The sequence below is a fragment of the Prauserella shujinwangii genome (assembly GCF_003001955.1).
Taxonomy (GTDB): Bacteria; Actinomycetota; Actinomycetes; order Mycobacteriales; family Pseudonocardiaceae; genus Qaidamihabitans; species Qaidamihabitans shujinwangii.
In genome coordinates, this window is the sequence record NZ_PVNH01000007.1 from 259,098 (window position 1) to 275,748 (window position 16,651).

Sequence of the window (16,651 nt, forward strand, 5' to 3'; positions counted from 1 at the left end):
AGCACCATGTCCCTCACCGACTTCGACCGTTACCCGCTGACCTTCGGCCCGAGCCCGGTCCACCCGCTGGAGCGGCTTACCCGCCACCTCGGCGGTCCGCGGATCTGGGCCAAACGGGAGGACTGCAACTCCGGGCTGGCCTTCGGCGGCAACAAGGTCCGCAAACTCGAGTACATCGTCCCGGACGTGCTCGCCTCCGGTGCGGACACGCTGGTCTCCCTCGGCGGCTACCAGTCCAACCACACCCGGCAGGTGGCCGCCGTCGCCGCGCGGCTCGGGCTGAAGGCCCGGCTCGTCCAGGAACGCTGGGTCGACTGGCCGGACGTCGTCAACGACAAGGTCGGCAACATCCTGCTGTCCCGGATCATGGGTGCCGACGTGCGGCTGGACCCGTCGGGGTTCGACATCGGGATCAAGCGTTCCTGGGAGAACGCCATGGAGGAGGTCCGGGCGGCAGGCGGGGTGCCCTACGGCATACCCGCCGGAGCGTCCGAACACCCGCTCGGCGGACTGGGCTTCGCGAACTGGGCGAACGAGGTACGGGAGCAGGAGCGCGAACTCGGCGTCTTCTTCGACACCATCGTCGTCTGCACGGTCACGGGCTCGACCCACGCCGGGATGATCGCCGGGTTCGCCGGCCAGGACCGTCCGCGCCGCGTGCTCGGCATCGACGCCTCCGCCATGATCGAGCGGACTCGCGAGCAGGTCGGGCGCATCGCCCGGCACACCGCACAGCTCATCGGGCTCGGCCGCGACCTGCGCGAGGACGAGATCACCGTGCTCGACGGCTGGGCAGGCGAACGCTACGGCATCCCGGTCGCGTCGACGGTCGACGCGATCCGCCTCTCCGCCCGGCTGGAGGGCATGATCCTCGACCCCGTCTACGAGGGCAAGTCGATGGCCGGGCTCATCGGCCTGATCGGGTCCGGCGACATCCCCCCGGACGCGACCGTTCTCTACGCGCACCTCGGTGGGCAGCCCGCGCTCAACGCCTACGCCGGAGCGCTCACGTGAGTCCTCGGCCCGGCTGAGGAAGGATGGGGAAGGCCGCGCAGGCGGCGCGGCCGCCGCACACGCTCCCGACCGTCCATCGTGGTCGCAACCGACGATCACGCCGAGCCGGCGTACCCGTTGCTCCGCCGGGTTGCGGGAACCCGGCGGAGCAGCACGATGCCGGACGCGGGATGCTGTCGCCGCCGGGCGGGCCCGGTGAGAGTTCGGACACCAGGGTGGCCGCGACGCCCGCTGCGGCGACCGGCCGCACGGGCTTCCGGTGACGACGGGGCGCATCGGTGGACCGAGCCGGCACCGGCGGCCCTCGCGGCCGTCATCGGAACGAGGGCAGGTCGCTGTCGCTCGCGGCGGGAACCCTCAGCCGGCGCCGGTTCCGGTGGCGGGCCGGTCGGTGGCGATGCCGCCGATGAGGAGATCGACGATCTGGCGGGCCAGCGCTTCGATGACGTCGTCCGGCTGGTCGTCGATCTTCCGGTACCACATGTCCACCGCGTTGAGGCTGCTGAGCAGTGTCCTGGTGGTCAGCGCCGCGTCGGTCGTGCGTAGCGAACCGTCGGCGATTCCCTCGGAGACCACCTGGCGGAACATCTGCTCGTAGTCGTCGCGGAGCTTGTTCAGGGACCGCAGCGCGTCCCGCTGACGGGTTTTCAGCGCGGCCGACGACTGGGCACGCACACCCTCGTGCACGACGTTGTGGTAGGCGAGGTCCGTCATCAGGTTCCGCACGTGGGCGACGGACATCGCCACCAGGCGCTCGCAACCGGTTCCCTGACCGTGCGCGTACGGTTCGACGTTGGCGCGCACGCGTCGCATGGCTTCCTCGTACACGGCGAGAAACAGGTCGAACTTCGACCGGAAGTGGTAGTAGATCAGCCCCTTCGTCGCGCCGACCTCATCCGCGATGTCGTCGATCGTGGTGCTCCCGAATCCCTGGAGCTGGAAGGCCTCCGCGGCCGCGTCCAGGATCCGCCGCTTGGCGCCGGTGTCCACGCCGGGACCTGTGCTCAACGTGTGCCTCCATCGGTCGAGGTGCCGACACCATCATGGCACCGCCAGTGGGCCGTGCCGATCACGCCGGGCAGTTGACTTCACGTGCCCGCGTTCACATAATACTCCGTAGTATTGCAGATGAGAGGCAGTTTACCGGTGTGCGCGAACCCTTCTGGCAACGTCGCCATCGCGACCGGGAGCCCTGCGGCACCCGGTCCGGCGCACGTGCTGGTCCCGGCTGCCCGCGGCGCCGCGGTGCCGGTCGAAGGCCGGGACGCGGCGGACTTCCGGAGCCGCCCTGGTGACGGGACGCGGCTGAAACGCGTGCTCAACCGGGATGCCGCCGGGCCGCCACCGTGGCGACCGGGTACGTCCCACTCGTTCCCGACCGTGATGAGCGACGCTCGTCTCGCCGTTCCGCGCCGGGCGTGACAGTACGCCTCCGCCTCGTTTGTGCTTCTGTCGCAGGGAGTTCAGCATGACACCTGTTATCGCCATCGTGATCGTCTACTTCGTCATCATGTTCGCCATCGGGTACTGGGCGAAGTCGCGGATGAAGTCGTCAAGAGACTTCCTCGTCGCGGGCCAGACCCTGGGATTCTTCGTGATGGCCATCGGCACGTTCTCGTCGATCCAGAGTGGATTCGGCATGATCGGGCACACCGCCAACACCTACTCGTGGGGCGTGCAGGCCGTGGTGGCCGCGGCGTTCCTGGTGCCGCTGGCCTTCGCGGTCTCGTGGTTCCTGCTCGGGTCGCGCCTGTACCGGCTGGCCCGGAAGTACGAGGTCTACTCGGTTCCGGACGTCATCCGTATCCGGTACCCCGGCCGACGGGCGCAGCTGGCGATGTCGGTGGCCATGTTCGTGGGCTCGGTCGCGTACATGACCGCCCAGGTCACGGCGACCGGCGTGATCATGAGCCTCATCTTCGGGACCTCGGTCACCGTCGGCGCCATCATCGGGTCCGCCGTGGTGGCGCTCTACACCGTCGCGGGCGGGATGCTGGCCGGCGCCTGGACGGACTTCCTGCAGGGACTGCTGATGGTCGTCATGTCCATCGGGACCTTCTTCGTGGCGACCAACACCGTCGGCGGGTGGAGCAGCATGCTCGAGACGATCGCCAGCCACGACATCGACTTCCTCCGCCTGGACGCCTCGCAGCCGCTGACCTACGTCTACACGTTCATCGTCATGGCGGTGCTCGGCACCGTGGCGCAGCCCCAGCTGATCGCCAAGTTCCTGATGCTGCGGTCCTCCTCGGAGCTGAAATGGGGGGCGCTGGTCGCCTCGCTGGCGTACGGGATCACGACGCTGTTCGCGCTCAGCGTCGGCCTGTCGATGCGTGCGCTCTCGATCGAAGGCAGGGCGCCCGAACTCGAGAACATCGACAACACCACGACCTGGTTCTTCGACAACATGGTGTCACCGGTCTTCGCCGGTTTCGTCCTCGCGGGACTCCTCGCGGCGATCATGTCCAGTGCCAACTCGTTCATCGCTGTCGGAGCGTCGTCGTTGATGCGGGACATGCCGAGCGCGCTCGGCATCACCGTCCGGAACGACGTGCGGTGGGCGCGCATCGCGAGCGTGTTCGTCGTCCTCTGTGCCCTGGTCTTCGCCCTCTACCTGTCCCAGGTGGTCTTCCTGCTCGGCGCCATCGGATGGGCGGCGTTCGCGGCCGCCATCTTCGGGCCGCTCGTCCTGGGCTTGTACTGGCGCCGTGCGACGGGCCTGGCGACCACGATCGCGATCGCCTTCGGCATCCTGTCGAACCTCGCCGCGACGATCCTCACGGCCCAGGAAGTGATCACGTTCCCGGCCTACATCCAGACCGGCGGCCTCATCACCTGCCTCGGGATAGTGCTGTTCATCGTCGTGTCGGTCGCCGTGCCCTCACGGGAGTCGCTCGACAGGTTCACGGAGATGAACCGGCTGCCCGGCAGCAAGAGCGTGGTGTAGGCGGCCTGCCCGCGTGTACCGAGTGGAACTCGACCGAAAGGTGGCAGAATGCACGTCGATCGCGTTGACCGGCTGGTTCTTCTCTGTTTCGTCACGACGACCGTCGCCATCGTGGGAATGGTCTTCGACCACTGGCAGCTCGTCTACTACTCGATTCCGGTGTTGACCGCTCTCTTCCTGCTGATGGCTGCGCTCAACAGGCGGGGCGAATGGTCGGCTCCGGTGGTCACCGGCGTTGCCGCGTTCGGCGGCGTGATGCTGGCCCTGTTCGTGGCGAGCAACATCGCGCTCCATACCGACGAACTGATCGGTGGCCTGCCCGCGGCGACCGCGGTGTTCGTGTACGCGGTCTGGCCCTTCACCACCGTGGCGGCTCCGCTGCTGTTCGCCTGGGTCTACCACCGGTGGTTGCGCCATGACGTCGACGACGCGCATGCGCGGTCCGTGGGGTCGTAGCGACCCGTGCGGGGCAGTCCCCGGTGCGGAGCGACCGCGGAGTCCCGTGTGCGCACTCGCGGCGCCTTCTCCGGAGGGCCGTGTGCTCAGTCATTGACCCCACGATTGGAGGAGGGCACATGGATGTGTCTTGCGCTTTTCCCACCGCTCTGCACTCTCCGGACCACATCGCCCTGGCCGAACGGCTCGGTTACCACCGTGCGTGGGTCTACGACACACCGCAGCAGAGCCCGGACGTGTGGATGACCCTGGCGCTCGCCGCCGAGCGCACCGACCGCATCGGGCTCGGCCCGGGAGTGCTGGTCCCCAGCCTCCGCCACCCGATGGTGAACGCCGCGGCGACCGCCACGCTCGCCGCGCTCGCGCCCGGCCGGGTGGCGGTCGCCTTCGGAACGGGGTTCACCGGCCGCCGGGCGATGGGCTACGGGGCGATCCGCTGGTCCTTCATGGAGTCCTACATCCGGGCCTACCGGGCCCTGCTGCGTGGTGAGACGGTCGAATGGGAAGGCGCCCTGATGCGGATGCTGCATCCCGGCGGTCACGCTCCGGATCGGCCCGTCGACGTGCCGATCCTCGTCGGCGCGCTCGGGCCGAAAGGGAACAGGGTCGCGCGCGAGCTCGGTGACGGGCTCTTCGCCACGCTTCAGCCTCCGGACTTCATGACCGAGCATCGCTGGGTTGCCTACCTCGAATGGGGCACCGTGCTCGGCGAGAACGAGGACGAAGACTCGGAGCACGCGCGCCTGGCGGCGGGACCAGGCTGGGCACTGTCGTTCCACGGCGCCTACGAGTTCGGTGGCCCCGAGGCCGTACGGGCACTGCCCGGCGGCGAGGAATGGCTCGAGGTCGTCGAGTCGGCACCCCCGGGTCGACGCCATCTCGCGGTGCACTCCGGGCACTGTGTCGAGTTGAACGCCGCGGACGAGGCGGCCTGGCGAGCCGGGGGCAACGGCACGCTCCGGGATGTCACCTTGAGCGGGACACCCGGCGACATCCGGCGCAGACTCGATGACTACCGCTCCCGCGGCGTCACCGAGATCGTCTTCCAACCGTGCGGGCCCGACATCGCGGGGGAGCTGGAGCGGTTCCGCGACGTCGCGAGTCCGTAGCCGGCCTCCGCAGGAGAGCGAAACCTCCGACGCACCCGACCGCCCACGTCACCAGGGGAGATCATGAGCCGTGAAACGAGCACCGTCATCGATGGGCTGTCCTATCTGGAGTGTCCTCGATGGCGTGACGACCGGGTATGGTTCGCCGACTTCTACACGTACCAGGTGTACTCCGCGGCCGAGGACGGCAGCGACGTCCGGGTCGAGGCCGAGGTCCCCGAGCAGCCCTCCGGGCTGGGCTGGCTGCCGGACGGCCGGCTCCTGGTGGTCTCCATGCGAGACGCCCGCGTGCTGCGCCGCGAGCCCGGCGGCGCGCTGGTGACGCATGCCGATCTGTCCGGCCACGTTCGCGGTCATCCCAACGACATGGTCGTCGACGACCGGGGCAGGGCCTTCGTCGGTGAGTTCGGGTTCGACCTGATGGGCGGAGACCCGCTGGACACCGCCGTCCTGTTGCGGGTGGATCCCGACGGCACCGTCACGGCGGTCGCGGACGACCTGTGGTTCCCCAACGGCAGCGTCATCACCGACGACGGCGTGCTCCTCGTCTGCGAGACCTTCGCCAACCGGGTCACCGCGTTCGACATCACGGACCGCGGCGACCTCGTCAACCGCCGCACGTGGGCGACGTTCGGCGAGTTGCCCACGCACAGGGACCTGGACAACCTGCTGACCCAGGTCGTCGTCGCGGCGGACGGGTGCTGCCTCGACGCCGACGGGGCCCTGTGGGTGGCCGACGCCGTCGGCGGGCGAGTGCTCCGCGTCCGGGAGGGAGGCGACGTCAGCGAGGAGATATCCGCAGGCACGGGCGTCTTCGCCTGCATGCTCGGTGGTGCCGACGGTCGCACACTGTTCCTGTGTGCGGCGCCCGACTTTCACGAGGACGCCCGCAAGAACGCGCGCGAAGGAAGCCTGCTCACCGCGCGCGTCGATGTTCCCCACGCGGGCCGGCCCTGACCCGGCACCGGAAAAGGAGCGCCCACCGTGTTGAGCACGATGCAGGACGGTGAACTGTCGATCGCCCGGCTGCTGCACTACGGCACCACGGTGCACGGCGACAGCACCGTGGCGACCTGGGACGGCGCCGGGTCCCGCGTCGAGCCCTATCGGATGCTCGGACGGCGTGCCGCCCGGCTCGCACACGGCCTGCGGGCACTGGGAGTGAGCGGTGACGCGCGGGTCGGCACCTTCATGTGGAACAACAACGAGCACCTCGAGGCCTACCTCGCCGTGCCCGCGATGGGCGCCGTCCTCCACACGCTCAACATCCGGCTGTCCCCGGAACAGCTGGCCTTCGTGGTCAACCACGCCGCCGATCGCGTGGTGCTCGTCGACGGTCACCTGGCGCCGGCGTTCAGCCGGGTCCTCCCGCTGCTGGAGACGGTGCGGCACGTGGTCGTCGTCAACGGCGACGCGGCCGCGCTGGACGCACCCGCCGGTGTGGAGGCGCATTCCTACGAGGACCTGCTCGCGGTCCAGGAGGACCGGTTCGACTGGCCGGTCGTCGACGAGCGGTCCGCCGCGGCGATGTGCTACACGTCGGGCACGACCGGAGACCCCAAAGGGGTGGCGTACTCCCACCGTTCGATCTGGCTGCACTCCCTGCAGCTGTGCATGAGTGACGGGATGCGGCTGGGGCAACACGACTCGGCGCTGGCGATCGTGCCCATGTTCCACGCGATGGCCTGGGGCATACCGTACGCCGCGATGATGGTCGGTGCCTCGCTGGTCCTGCCGGACCGCTTTCTGCAGCCGGACCCGATCGCGGCGATCCTCGCCGCGGAGCGGCCCACGTTCGCGGCCGCCGTGCCGACGATCTGGCAGGGACTGCACCAGCGGCTGGCGACCGCACCACAGGACATCTCACATCTGCGAGAGGCCGTGGTCGGCGGGTCGGCCTGCCCGCCGTCCCTGATACGTGCCTTCGCCGACCGGCACGGGGTGCGGCTGCTGCACACCTGGGGGATGACCGAACTGTCCCCACTCGGCTGTGTGGCCAGGCCACCCGCCTCGGCGACCGGCGAGGAGGCGATGGCCTACCGGGTCACGCAAGGCCGCTTTCCCGCCTCCGTACGGGCCCGGCTGATCGACGCGGATGGCGCCGAGATGCCCTGGGACGGGGAGAGCGTCGGCGAGCTCGAGGTGTCCGGCCCGTGGGTCACGGGCTGCTACTACACACCGGAAGGCACGGCCGCCGAGCCGGACGGCTTTCCGGACGGCTGGCTGCGGACCGGCGATGTCGGCCGCATCTCGCCCGACGGGTTTCTCACCCTCACCGACCGGACCAAGGACGTGATCAAGTCCGGTGGCGAGTGGATCTCGTCGGTCGAGCTGGAGAACGCCGTCATGGGACACCCGGCCGTCATCGAGGCCGCCGTCATCGCGGTGCCCGACGAGAGATGGCAGGAACGGCCACTGGTCGCGGTGGTGGTCGACGAGGGCGATCCGGTCACCGCCGCGCAGTTGCGGGACTTCCTCGCGGGCCAGGTCGCCGACTGGCAGGTTCCCGAGAACTGGGCGTTCGTCGACGAGATCCCGAAGACCGGCGTCGGCAAGTTCGACAAGAAACGACTGCGGGCGCGCTACCACGAGCACGGGCTCGACATCGAGCGAGTCCAGCGGCACAGCGGCGGGCGGACCCGGGAACCGTCCGGCTGAGCCCTCCGGCTTGTCTCAGAACCGTTCCCGCGCCTGATCGCGCAGGGCGGCCAGTGACTGCCGCACGGCGGCGGTGTCCGGCAGCACGGCCAGCAGGAGGGGATCACCCTCCTGCCGTTCGGCGGCCAGCACCCGCCGGACCCACTCCATGCCTTCCGCGAGTTCGGCGTAGGCGTCCACCTTCCCGCCGCTGCGCGCGAAATCGCCCAGCGCCGACCGGTGTATCGCGTCGATCAGCGCGGCGAGCGCCACCGGAAGGAACGACGGGCCGCCCGCCGGCAGGTGATCACGGAGGTAGGCCGTGGTCAGCGCGAGGTAGCGCTCGTGTTCCAGCACCTCCCGCCTGCGCAGCTCCGGCACCAGACGGGTCAGCTGGTAGCGCCGGAGAACCAGCTCCGGCCGGCTGAGGAAGTCGAGCAGGACGGCCTCGGTGGCCGCGATGACGATGTCCACGGGCGACCTGCCACCTGCCGGTTTCACCAGGTGCCGTGCCAGCAGTTCCAGCCGCGCGGAATGGTCGGGGAAGGCCAGTTCGTCCTTGCCGTCGAAGTGGCGGAAGACCGTTCGCCGGGACACCTGCGCGGCATCCGCGACCGCCTCCACGGTGACGCTCTCGTAGCCCTGCTCCAGGAACAGCCCCATGGCCGTCTCCGCGATGCGGTACTTGTTCTCCAGCCCCCGATCGGCAGCCAAGGTCGCTCTCCTTCCGATGCCGGCCCGCCGTTGTGGCGATCGTCGAGACTACTGGGGCCGGCAGCACGAAGCGCACGGCGCACCGACGGCAGCGGCGCACCGTGCGCTTCTCCAGCGAACGAGGTGGCCGCTACCGCCCTTCGGCCGAGCCGGGGCGGACGGTCGCCGTGTGGTTCCCGGCGTCGAACACCAAGCTCCGTGGCCACTGCGGCCACTGCTCGCCCAGCCCCGGGTGCTGTGGTGTGCCGGTACGGACGAAGGCCCGGACGCTGGCGATCATGAGATCGGACAGCCGCAGGCGTCCCGGCTCGTTCCGGTGGCTGAACGAGAACGAGAAGAAGCCCTCGTCGAAGGTGCGGAAGAGGAACGGCAGGTCGATGGCGTGAACGGCGCCGTAGACGGTGTCGAACGGAGCGGGTTGCTGGTTCCAGCCGAACTGGTAGTAGTAGAGGCGGTCGTGTCCGGCTGCTCGCAACGAGTTCATGGAGTCGTGGATCAGCCCCGTGAAGATGCTGTCGGTCAGCGCGTCGGCCGCGTCGTTCCACCCGCCGGGGCGCTTGGCCGGGAGATACCGGTCGACGATGAAGTCACGGACCTTCAGCCGGGAAGGCCGGTTGGGATCGAACCGGTACTGCCAGGTGAAGCGCTCGTAGTCGGTCGGGCGGAACGCGCCGATCGCCGACCCGAAGAGCTTGCCCTCCTCGAGCGTGTTGCCGGCCAGGACCGGGATGTCGCGGTACTTCCCCGCCGCGATGGCGGAATGGTAGTCCTCGGGCAACACCGCGCCGTCCGCGATGACCCTGGGCGGGTCGCCCGCGGTCTCCGCGTGGCGTACCTGCGCACGGATGAGGTCGTCGGCCGGCATGGACCTGAGCCGCCGCACGACGTCCCCTTCCCGGCCTGCCGAACCGAGCGCCTCGCCGGCGAACGCCTCGGCATAGGTTCGCGCCGACGAGGGCGTCGAGAACTGCAGGCCGCCGCTGAGCGGGATCGCCTTGTCGATCAGGTTCTTGCTCAGTGGCGAGACCATGAGCGCCCACACGTTGACCGCGCCCGCGGACTCGCCCATCACCGTCACGTTCGAGGGATCGCCCCCGAAGGCCCGCGCGTTCCGGTTGACGAAGCGCAGTGACTCGACCTGGTCCAGCGTCCCGAAGTTGCCCGAGTCGTTGTGCGGGTCGCCGGTCTTGAGCCCGGGCAGGTCGAGCCAGCCGAAGACGCCGAGCCGGTAGTTCACCGTGACGACGACCGCGTTGGCCCTGCGGGCCAGCGCCCGTCCGTCGTACATGGGGTCCGCGGAGTAGCCGACCATGTTGCTTCCGCCGTGGATGAAGACGATGACCGGCAGGTTCCGCTGCGAGGTCGACGGGCGGAAGACGTTGAGCGTGAGGCAGTCCTCGGCGCCCACGGGCTTGTTCAGGCCGTCCCGGATGTCCAGGCCGTAGTGCGGACCGCTCGGCGCGGGGCTGAACATCCGGCCTTCCTGGATGCAGCCTTGCCCGAACCGCCGCGCGTCGCGGATGCCGGGCCACGGCCGGTGCGGCACCGGGGCGCGCCAGCGCAGGTGCCCGGTCGGTGGCTCGGCGTAGGGGATGCCCAGCCACGCGAACGTTCCGGCCGACCGGCTCTGGTCGATGCCCCTGACGAGCCCGAGACTCGTGTCCCGGACCAGGTGGCCGTCCCGCGCGTGTGCGGGCGCTACCGCGCTGACCGCGCCGGCCAGCAGAACGATCTGAAGCAGAACGATGACGAAGCGACGTCGCATGTCCACTGCCTTCCCTCGCGGGTGCCTGGTGCCGGAAGTCGCGTGGTCGTGAGACGTCGGCGACTCACCCTGCTCCAACGCTGTGTGTCTGGCACTCGATGACACTCAAATGTCATCGGGTGCCATTTCGGACTGTGTCACACGGGGACCACCGGGGCAAGAGGGCGCTGGTGCCGTGGTCCGTCCGTCCGCCCTGGCGGTCACCGGTGGGCCGCCTCGCCCGCGTTCGGGCGGGCGGCGAGACGTTCCCGCTGGCGCGCGCGGACCGCCCGGCGGGCGGACACCGTCACCGCCACGACGACCAGGGCGAGGATCACCATCGCGACGGGCCGCCCCAGCAGGTAGCCGGGATTCCCGGAGGAGTAGGCGAGGGTCTGGCGCAGGGACACCTCGAGTGTGGGCTGGAGGACGACCGCCAGGACGAAGGGAGCCATGCTGAATCCCGATCTGCGCAGCAGGAAGCCGAGCAGCCCGGCGGCCAGCATGACCACCACGTCGAACATCGAGTTGCCCTCGGCGTACACACCGACGATGCACAGCCCGATCACGAACGGCATCAGCGCCTGGGGCGGGATCGCCAGCAGCCGGGTGAACAGGCCGACCAACGGCAGGTTGAGCACCAGCAGCATGAAGTTCGCGATGTACATCGCGGCGATCACGGTCCAGAACAGCTGGGGCTGATCCGCGACGAACGTCGGACCGGGCACGATGCCGTTGAGCAGCAGCGCCGCGAGGACCAGCGCCATGGTCGGCGCGAACGGGATGCCCAGTACCAGCAGCGGGACGAAAGCGGCGCCTGCCGCGGCGTTGTTCGCCGCCTCCGGCCCGGCGACCCCTTGCACGGCCCCGGTGCCGAACCTCTCCGGGCGTTTCGAGATCTTGCGTTCCGTGACATAGGAGGCGAAGGTCGACAGTACCGCCGCCGGACCCGGCACCAGGCCGAGCAGGAACCCGATGGTCGATCCGCGCAGGGCCGCGGGCGCGGCTTCCCGCGACTCCCGCCGCGAGGGCAGGAGTTCCCGCAGCTTCGGGGCCTTCGCGGGTTTCGGACGCCAGCGCCCACCGGCGAGTGTCAACGCCTCCGCGACGCCGAAGACACCCATGACCAGCGCGATGAAGCTGAACCCTTCGGCGAGCGCGTCGGAGCCGAACGTGAACCTCAGGTCGCCGGCCGCCGGATCGATACCGACCGTGCCGAGGGCGAGCCCGGCGCCGATCATGACCACGGCCTTCGCGGTCGGCCCGCTGGACAGCGCCGCCAGCAGCAGCAGTCCCGCGACACACAGCGCCATGTACTCCGGCGGCCCGAGCTCGACCGCCACCTCACTCAGCCAGGGAGCGAACATCATGAGGCCGAAGATCGCGACGGTGCCGGCCACGAACGACGAGACCGCCGCGATCGTCAGCGCGGGTCCCGACCTGCCCCGTTTCGTCATCTGGTGGCCGTCGAGCGCGGTGACCACCGAGGACGCCTCACCGGGGACGTTGAGCAGGATCGAGGTCGTCGACCCGCCGTACGTGGAGCCGAAGTAGATCCCGGCGAACAGGATCAGCGATCCCGCGGGCCCCAGCTGCGTCGTCATCCCGAGCAGCACGGACATCGCACCGATCGGCCCGATGCCGGGGAGTACCCCGACCAGCGTGCCGAGGACCACTCCGGCCACCGCGAGGATCAGGTAGGTCGGATCGGCGAAGGCGGCGAAGCCCGCCCAGAGGTTGTCGAGCACGTCTGTCCTTTCCGGTCAGACCAGTCCGAGGACTCCGGTCGGCAGCGGGACGAACAGCCAGTACACGAAGATCAGCCAGGTGGCCGCCCCGAAAGCGAGGCCGAGGACGAGCGCGCTGCTCCACCGGGACAGCCCCATGATCTTGGCGATCAGCACCAGCGAGACGGACAGGGTGACGATCATGCCCACCGTGGTGCCGAGCAGCGGCACGAGCAGCGCGGCGAGCACGACTCCGACGACCCGCGGCCAGTCAACCGTGCCGCCGAAATCCTCCCCGTCCTCGTCGGTGCGCGCCTCCGTTTCGGTTCCACGCCGCCGCGCACCCACGAGCACGGCGATGCTGGACGCGACGAGCACCAGCGCCACGAGGAAGGGGAAGAAGCCCGCGCCGGTGTCCGACACCGTGCCGAGACCCTCGCCGAGCGCCAGGCCGCCGTACACCAACCCCAACGCCAGCAGCGTCGCGGCGCCGGCCACCTCGGCGCCGGAGCGCACCCGCACCGGACTCATCGCCGTCACTGCGCGGGTGCGAGCAGGTCCGCCGCCGCGGCCGACTTGTCGGTCAGCCGTTTCTCGGCCGCCGCACCGCCGGCGCCGCTCACCACCAGGCCCAGGTCCCGCGCCGCCTTGGTGAACGCCTCGCTCCTGACGGCAGAGCCGAAGACGTCGGACAGCTTCGTGGCGACGGCGCCGGGCAGCTCCGGCGGGGCGACCACGACGTTGTACGCCTCCCACTCGAGAGCGACGTCCTGTTCGCGGAACGTGGGGATGTCCGGGGCGAGGTCGGTCCGCTCGGCGGAGGCGATCGCCAGCGCGCGCACCTTGCCGGACCTCAACTGCGCGAACGCTCCGGCCAGTTGCATGACCCCGACGTCGAGGTTGTCGCCCAGCAGCGCTGTCGTCGTCGCCTGGTCGCCGTCGAACGCGATGTGCTGGAAGCGGGTGTCCGTCAGCTGTTCGAACTTCTCGGCAGGGACCGCGTAGTTCAGCGGTCCCTCGCCGAGAGTGATCGTCCCGGGCCGGGCCTTCGCGGCGTCGATCAGGTCTCCCAGATCCCGGTACGGTGAGTCCTCCGGAACCACGAACAGGACCGGGGAGATCGTCACCTCGTTGAGCACCGAGATGTTCTCCGGGTCGTAGGAGACCTCTTCGGTGTGCGGGACCAAGGTGAGCGGGCCGTCCGGCAGTACGCCGACGGTGTAGCCGTCCGGTTTGGCGTTGAGCGTGGCCGTCGTCCCGACGGAGCCCGCACCTCCTTCCCGGTTCACCACCTGAACGCGCTTGCCGAGCGTGCCCTGGTCGTTGATGACCTCGGCCAGTGCCCTGGTCGTCGTGTCGATGCTGCTCCCGGCCGGGTACGGGACGATGATCTGGATGTCCCGGACCGGGTAGGTCCCCTGGCCGGGTGGCCCGCCACAGGCCGACGCGAGGAGGGCACCCGCCAGGAAGATCGCGGGCAACGCGGCCCGCCGGCCCGTCCGGATCGGAGAAATACTCATGATGCGACTCCCGTGTGCGCGTGGGCGACCGCCCCGTTGGCGGCCGCCGTGGTGGTCGGGTGGTGCCGGCCGGCATCGCCGAATCCGGTGGGCATCTCGAAGGGGCCGGGTGCGGAACGGCTTCCCGTTGTGCTGCCCGGTGAGACCGGCGGCGCCGTGGGGGTGACCGTGGCCGCGGACTGCCGGGGAGCCCGGCCGGGCGCGTGGCTTGTCAACACGGACGTCACGTAGGTGGCGCCCGCGCGGACCGATGCTCGCGGACGGGCCGCCCCCACCTCGGACCGGCCGCCCCCGCGGGTGGAACCGGCCGCGACCGGGACGGAACCCGCGGTGGCAGGCCGTGCGGGACCGGCCGCACCCGGCTCCGGCCGGTGCCGCGTGCGGCACCGCTCGGCGTCGCCTGTCGCGCGCCGCTCGGCACTGAGCCAAAGATCCATCACACCGGTCCACTTCGTCGAGGTGGCACACAGTCCACAACGGGAGGAATCAGTACGTCAAAGACGTGAACCCAAAGCCATCCATTGCGGGAACCAATGAATGACGTAGTGCGAGACGCAATGGGCGGCGTTCGATTTTGCTCTTTGACGTACTACATCGCGGGTCCCGAGGATGGACCTGCCTGCCCGGCGGCACCACGATCGGATCTCGAACAGGGGAGTGATCCACAGTATGGACCTGCGCTGCACACCGGACGAGCCGGCCGGTCACCGGTGCCGGCGGGCCGCGGGCGGCGTCGCCTGGACGCCGCGTGCATCGGTCCGGTGCGACCTGCCGGATCCGCTCCGATGAGCGGCATCGTGATCGGCTCCGGTGCCGCGCTGCTCGCCCTCGACGACGGCGTCGGCACCGTGACGCTGAACCGGCCGGAGCGCCGCAATGCCCTCTCCTGGCAGCTCATCGAGGACCTGCTCGCCGCGCTCCGGCGAGCCCGCACCGCCGAAGGGCTCCGGGTTCTCGTTCTCACCGGGGCGGGCGACGACTTCTGCGTCGGCGCCGACCTGGCCAGGGTGGGGTCGGAGAGCGCGCGCGACCAGGAAACCCGAACGCTGCGCGGACGTTCCGTCGCCGACGACCGCGAACGGCTGGCCGTGGCGTCGACCGTCGTGGAGCTGATCGAGTCGTTTCCGGCTCCGACGATCGCCGCCGTCAACGGTGCGTGCGCGGGCGCCGGCCTGTCGCTGGCCCTGGCCACCGACTTCCGGATCGCGGCCCCGGCGTCGGTGTTCAACACGGCGTTCGTGAGCGCGGGCGTGTCCGGTGACCTGGGCAGCGCGTGGCTGCTGACGCGCGCGGTCGGCAGCGCCCGCGCGCGAGCGCTGCTCCTCGACCCGGCGAAGATCGGCGCGGAGGAGGCCCTGGCGGCCGGGCTCGTCACCGAGATCGCGGCGGACCTCTCCGCCAGGGTCGGCGAGCTGGCCGGCAAGCTCGCGGTTCAGGCGCCGAAGGCGATGCGGTACGCGAAGCGGAATCTGGCCGACGCGGGCCGGTTCACCCTGGCCGAGTACCTCGAACGGGAGGTGCCGCGCATGGTGGACTGTGCGCGCAGCGACGACGCACGCCAGGCGGCTCGCGCCTTCCTGGAAAAGCGCAGGCCGGTTTTCACCGGGGAGTAGGAGCGGGGATGACCAACCCACTTGCGGGCGTCCGGGTCGTCGAGTTCGGACACTACATCGCGGCGCCCGCGGCGACCCAGTCGCTGGCCGATCTGGGCGCGGAGGTCGTCAAGGTGGAGCCCCCCGGAGGCGACCAGGCCCGTGGCATCGGGGCCTACGGCGAGGGCATCGTGCTCGCGTACAACCGGGGCAAGCGGTCGGTGGTGCTCGATCTCAAGCGGGACGACGACAAGCGCGCCGCGTTGGGCCTGATCGCGGAGGCGGACGTGGTCGTCCAGAACCTCCGGGCGGGCGCGATGGCCCGGCGCGGGCTCGGTCCTGACGCGCTCCTGCCGGATCACCCCCGGCTCGTCTACGTGTCGGTCAGCGGGTTCAGCTCCAGGGGTCCCTCGGCGTCGCGGGCCGGTCTGGACATCGCCGCGCAGGCGGAAAGCGGCCTCATGTCGATCAATGGGGAACAGGACGGCGATCCGCTGCGCGTCGGGTTCCCGATCGCCGACGTCGCCGCGAGCAACGCCGTCGTGCAAGGCGTGCTCGCCGCGCTGTTGCGCCGCGAGCGGACCGGCCGGGGTGGAGTCATCGAGGTGTCGTTACTGGACGCGATGATCCACATGCAGTCGGCGATGTGGGGAGAGTGGCACGCCTCCGGCCAGGAGCCGCGGCGGAAGGGCAACGGTCAGGCCACGGTGGCGCCCGCGGCGGACCTCGTCCGTACCGCCGACGGCGCCATCGTGCTGTCCGCGTACACGCCCGAGCATTTCGCGCGGTTGTGCGAGCTGATGGGCAGGACGTGGATGCTCGACGACCCGCGCTTCGCCGACAATCCCTCCCGGGTGGCGCACCGGGACGTGCTCCTGGCCGAGATCTCGGCGGCGTTCGGTACCGTCCGGACCGAAGACTGCCTCGCCGCGCTGACGGAGCGCGGACTCGTCGCGGCGGCGGTGCGGACCTACGGCGAGGTGGCCGCCTCGGCCGACGCACGGTCCAGCGGCATCCTCACCACCGGGGTGACCCCGGATGGGGTGCGCTACCCGATCCCGTCGCTGCCGTTCACCCTCGACGGTGTCGATCCCGTCCCGGACCGCGCGGTGCCGGAGGTGGGCGCCGACACCGGCACCCTCCCGCGGGACGAGTCTTGACCGGTGCGGGAGGGCGGGCATTGGATCAGCC

The 16,651-nt window shown here is 70.2% G+C and carries 14 protein-coding genes; 8 read left to right on the forward strand and 6 right to left on the reverse strand.

From position 1 onward, the window contains the following. Positions 1-6: 6 nt before the first annotated feature. Complete coding sequence (locus B0I33_RS18530; RefSeq protein ID WP_106180053.1) at positions 7-1,014, forward strand: 1-aminocyclopropane-1-carboxylate deaminase; 1,008 nt, start codon at positions 7-9, stop codon at positions 1,012-1,014. Between the two features lie 357 nt (positions 1,015-1,371). Here the strand turns inward: B0I33_RS18530 and B0I33_RS18535 are convergent, their stop codons facing one another. Continuing rightward, complete coding sequence (locus B0I33_RS18535; protein ID WP_106180054.1) at positions 1,372-2,022, reverse strand: TetR/AcrR family transcriptional regulator; 651 nt, start codon at positions 2,020-2,022, stop codon at positions 1,372-1,374. A gap of 460 nt (positions 2,023-2,482) precedes the next feature. Between B0I33_RS18535 and B0I33_RS18540 the strand changes: the two genes are divergently transcribed. The 5 genes from B0I33_RS18540 to B0I33_RS18560 all read left to right on the forward strand — a co-directional run bounded on the left by B0I33_RS18540 (position 2,483) and on the right by B0I33_RS18560 (position 8,184). After that, positions 2,483-3,961: a sodium:solute symporter family protein gene (locus B0I33_RS18540; protein ID WP_106180055.1), complete on the forward strand. Its 1,479-nt coding sequence runs from the start codon at positions 2,483-2,485 to the stop codon at positions 3,959-3,961. A 48-nt stretch (positions 3,962-4,009) separates the two neighbouring features. Beyond that, a complete protein-coding gene (locus B0I33_RS18545) occupies positions 4,010-4,417 on the forward strand; it encodes a hypothetical protein (protein WP_106180056.1) in 408 nt (135 codons plus the stop codon). Between the two features lie 119 nt (positions 4,418-4,536). Continuing rightward, a complete protein-coding gene (locus B0I33_RS18550) occupies positions 4,537-5,526 on the forward strand; it encodes an LLM class flavin-dependent oxidoreductase (RefSeq protein WP_106180057.1) in 990 nt (329 codons plus the stop codon). A gap of 63 nt (positions 5,527-5,589) precedes the next feature. Further along, positions 5,590-6,483 (forward strand): SMP-30/gluconolactonase/LRE family protein, encoded by an 894-nt coding sequence (locus B0I33_RS18555; RefSeq protein WP_106180058.1) that lies wholly within the window; start codon positions 5,590-5,592, stop codon positions 6,481-6,483. 27 nt (positions 6,484-6,510) lie between these two features. After that, entirely contained in the window at positions 6,511-8,184 is a 1,674-nt protein-coding gene (locus tag B0I33_RS18560; RefSeq protein ID WP_106180059.1) for a long-chain fatty acid--CoA ligase, read from the forward strand. A gap of 15 nt (positions 8,185-8,199) precedes the next feature. Here the strand turns inward: B0I33_RS18560 and B0I33_RS18565 are convergent, their stop codons facing one another. From B0I33_RS18565 to B0I33_RS18585, 5 genes are all read right to left on the reverse strand, one after another. Then, a complete protein-coding gene (locus B0I33_RS18565; RefSeq protein WP_106180060.1) occupies positions 8,200-8,877 on the reverse strand; it encodes a TetR/AcrR family transcriptional regulator in 678 nt (225 codons plus the stop codon). A gap of 130 nt (positions 8,878-9,007) precedes the next feature. Continuing rightward, on the reverse strand, positions 9,008-10,642 hold the full coding sequence (locus tag B0I33_RS18570) for a carboxylesterase/lipase family protein (protein WP_106180188.1): 1,635 nt from the start codon (positions 10,640-10,642) through the stop codon (positions 9,008-9,010). 200 nt (positions 10,643-10,842) lie between these two features. After that, the gene (locus B0I33_RS18575; RefSeq protein ID WP_106180061.1) at positions 10,843-12,369 is read right to left on the reverse strand and encodes a tripartite tricarboxylate transporter permease; all 1,527 of its coding nucleotides are present in this window, start codon (positions 12,367-12,369) and stop codon (positions 10,843-10,845) included. A 15-nt stretch (positions 12,370-12,384) separates the two neighbouring features. Continuing rightward, on the reverse strand, positions 12,385-12,879 hold the full coding sequence (locus B0I33_RS18580) for a tripartite tricarboxylate transporter TctB family protein (protein ID WP_146147525.1): 495 nt from the start codon (positions 12,877-12,879) through the stop codon (positions 12,385-12,387). Positions 12,880-12,884: 5 nt separating this feature from the next. Further along, on the reverse strand, positions 12,885-13,868 hold the full coding sequence (locus B0I33_RS18585; RefSeq protein ID WP_106180063.1) for a Bug family tripartite tricarboxylate transporter substrate binding protein: 984 nt from the start codon (positions 13,866-13,868) through the stop codon (positions 12,885-12,887). A 785-nt stretch (positions 13,869-14,653) separates the two neighbouring features. Here B0I33_RS18585 and B0I33_RS18595 point away from each other — a divergent pair. Together B0I33_RS18595 and B0I33_RS18600 are read left to right on the forward strand one after the other, a co-directional pair. Further along, positions 14,654-15,481: an enoyl-CoA hydratase/isomerase family protein gene (locus B0I33_RS18595; protein ID WP_106180065.1), complete on the forward strand. Its 828-nt coding sequence runs from the start codon at positions 14,654-14,656 to the stop codon at positions 15,479-15,481. Between the two features lie 8 nt (positions 15,482-15,489). Beyond that, complete coding sequence (locus B0I33_RS18600; protein ID WP_106180066.1) at positions 15,490-16,620, forward strand: CaiB/BaiF CoA transferase family protein; 1,131 nt, start codon at positions 15,490-15,492, stop codon at positions 16,618-16,620. Positions 16,621-16,651: the final 31 nt, after the last annotated feature.

What these genes read in the sequence shown, in the direction of transcription:
- B0I33_RS18530 (WP_106180053.1), top strand. Translation starts at nt 7, where the DNA reads ATGTCCCTCACCGACTTCGACCGTTACCCGCTGACCTTCGGCCCGAGC.
- B0I33_RS18540 (WP_106180055.1), top strand. Translation starts at nt 2,483, where the DNA reads ATGACACCTGTTATCGCCATCGTGATCGTCTACTTCGTCATCATGTTC.
- B0I33_RS18545 (WP_106180056.1), top strand. Translation starts at nt 4,010, where the DNA reads ATGCACGTCGATCGCGTTGACCGGCTGGTTCTTCTCTGTTTCGTCACG.
- B0I33_RS18550 (WP_106180057.1), top strand. Translation starts at nt 4,537, where the DNA reads ATGGATGTGTCTTGCGCTTTTCCCACCGCTCTGCACTCTCCGGACCAC.
- B0I33_RS18555 (WP_106180058.1), top strand. Translation starts at nt 5,590, where the DNA reads ATGAGCCGTGAAACGAGCACCGTCATCGATGGGCTGTCCTATCTGGAG.
- B0I33_RS18570 (WP_106180188.1), bottom strand. Translation starts at nt 10,642, where the DNA reads ATGCGACGTCGCTTCGTCATCGTTCTGCTTCAGATCGTTCTGCTGGCC.
- B0I33_RS18580 (WP_146147525.1), bottom strand. Translation starts at nt 12,879, where the DNA reads ATGAGTCCGGTGCGGGTGCGCTCCGGCGCCGAGGTGGCCGGCGCCGCG.
- B0I33_RS18585 (WP_106180063.1), bottom strand. Translation starts at nt 13,868, where the DNA reads ATGAGTATTTCTCCGATCCGGACGGGCCGGCGGGCCGCGTTGCCCGCG.
- B0I33_RS18595 (WP_106180065.1), top strand. Translation starts at nt 14,654, where the DNA reads ATGAGCGGCATCGTGATCGGCTCCGGTGCCGCGCTGCTCGCCCTCGAC.
- B0I33_RS18600 (WP_106180066.1), top strand. Translation starts at nt 15,490, where the DNA reads ATGACCAACCCACTTGCGGGCGTCCGGGTCGTCGAGTTCGGACACTAC.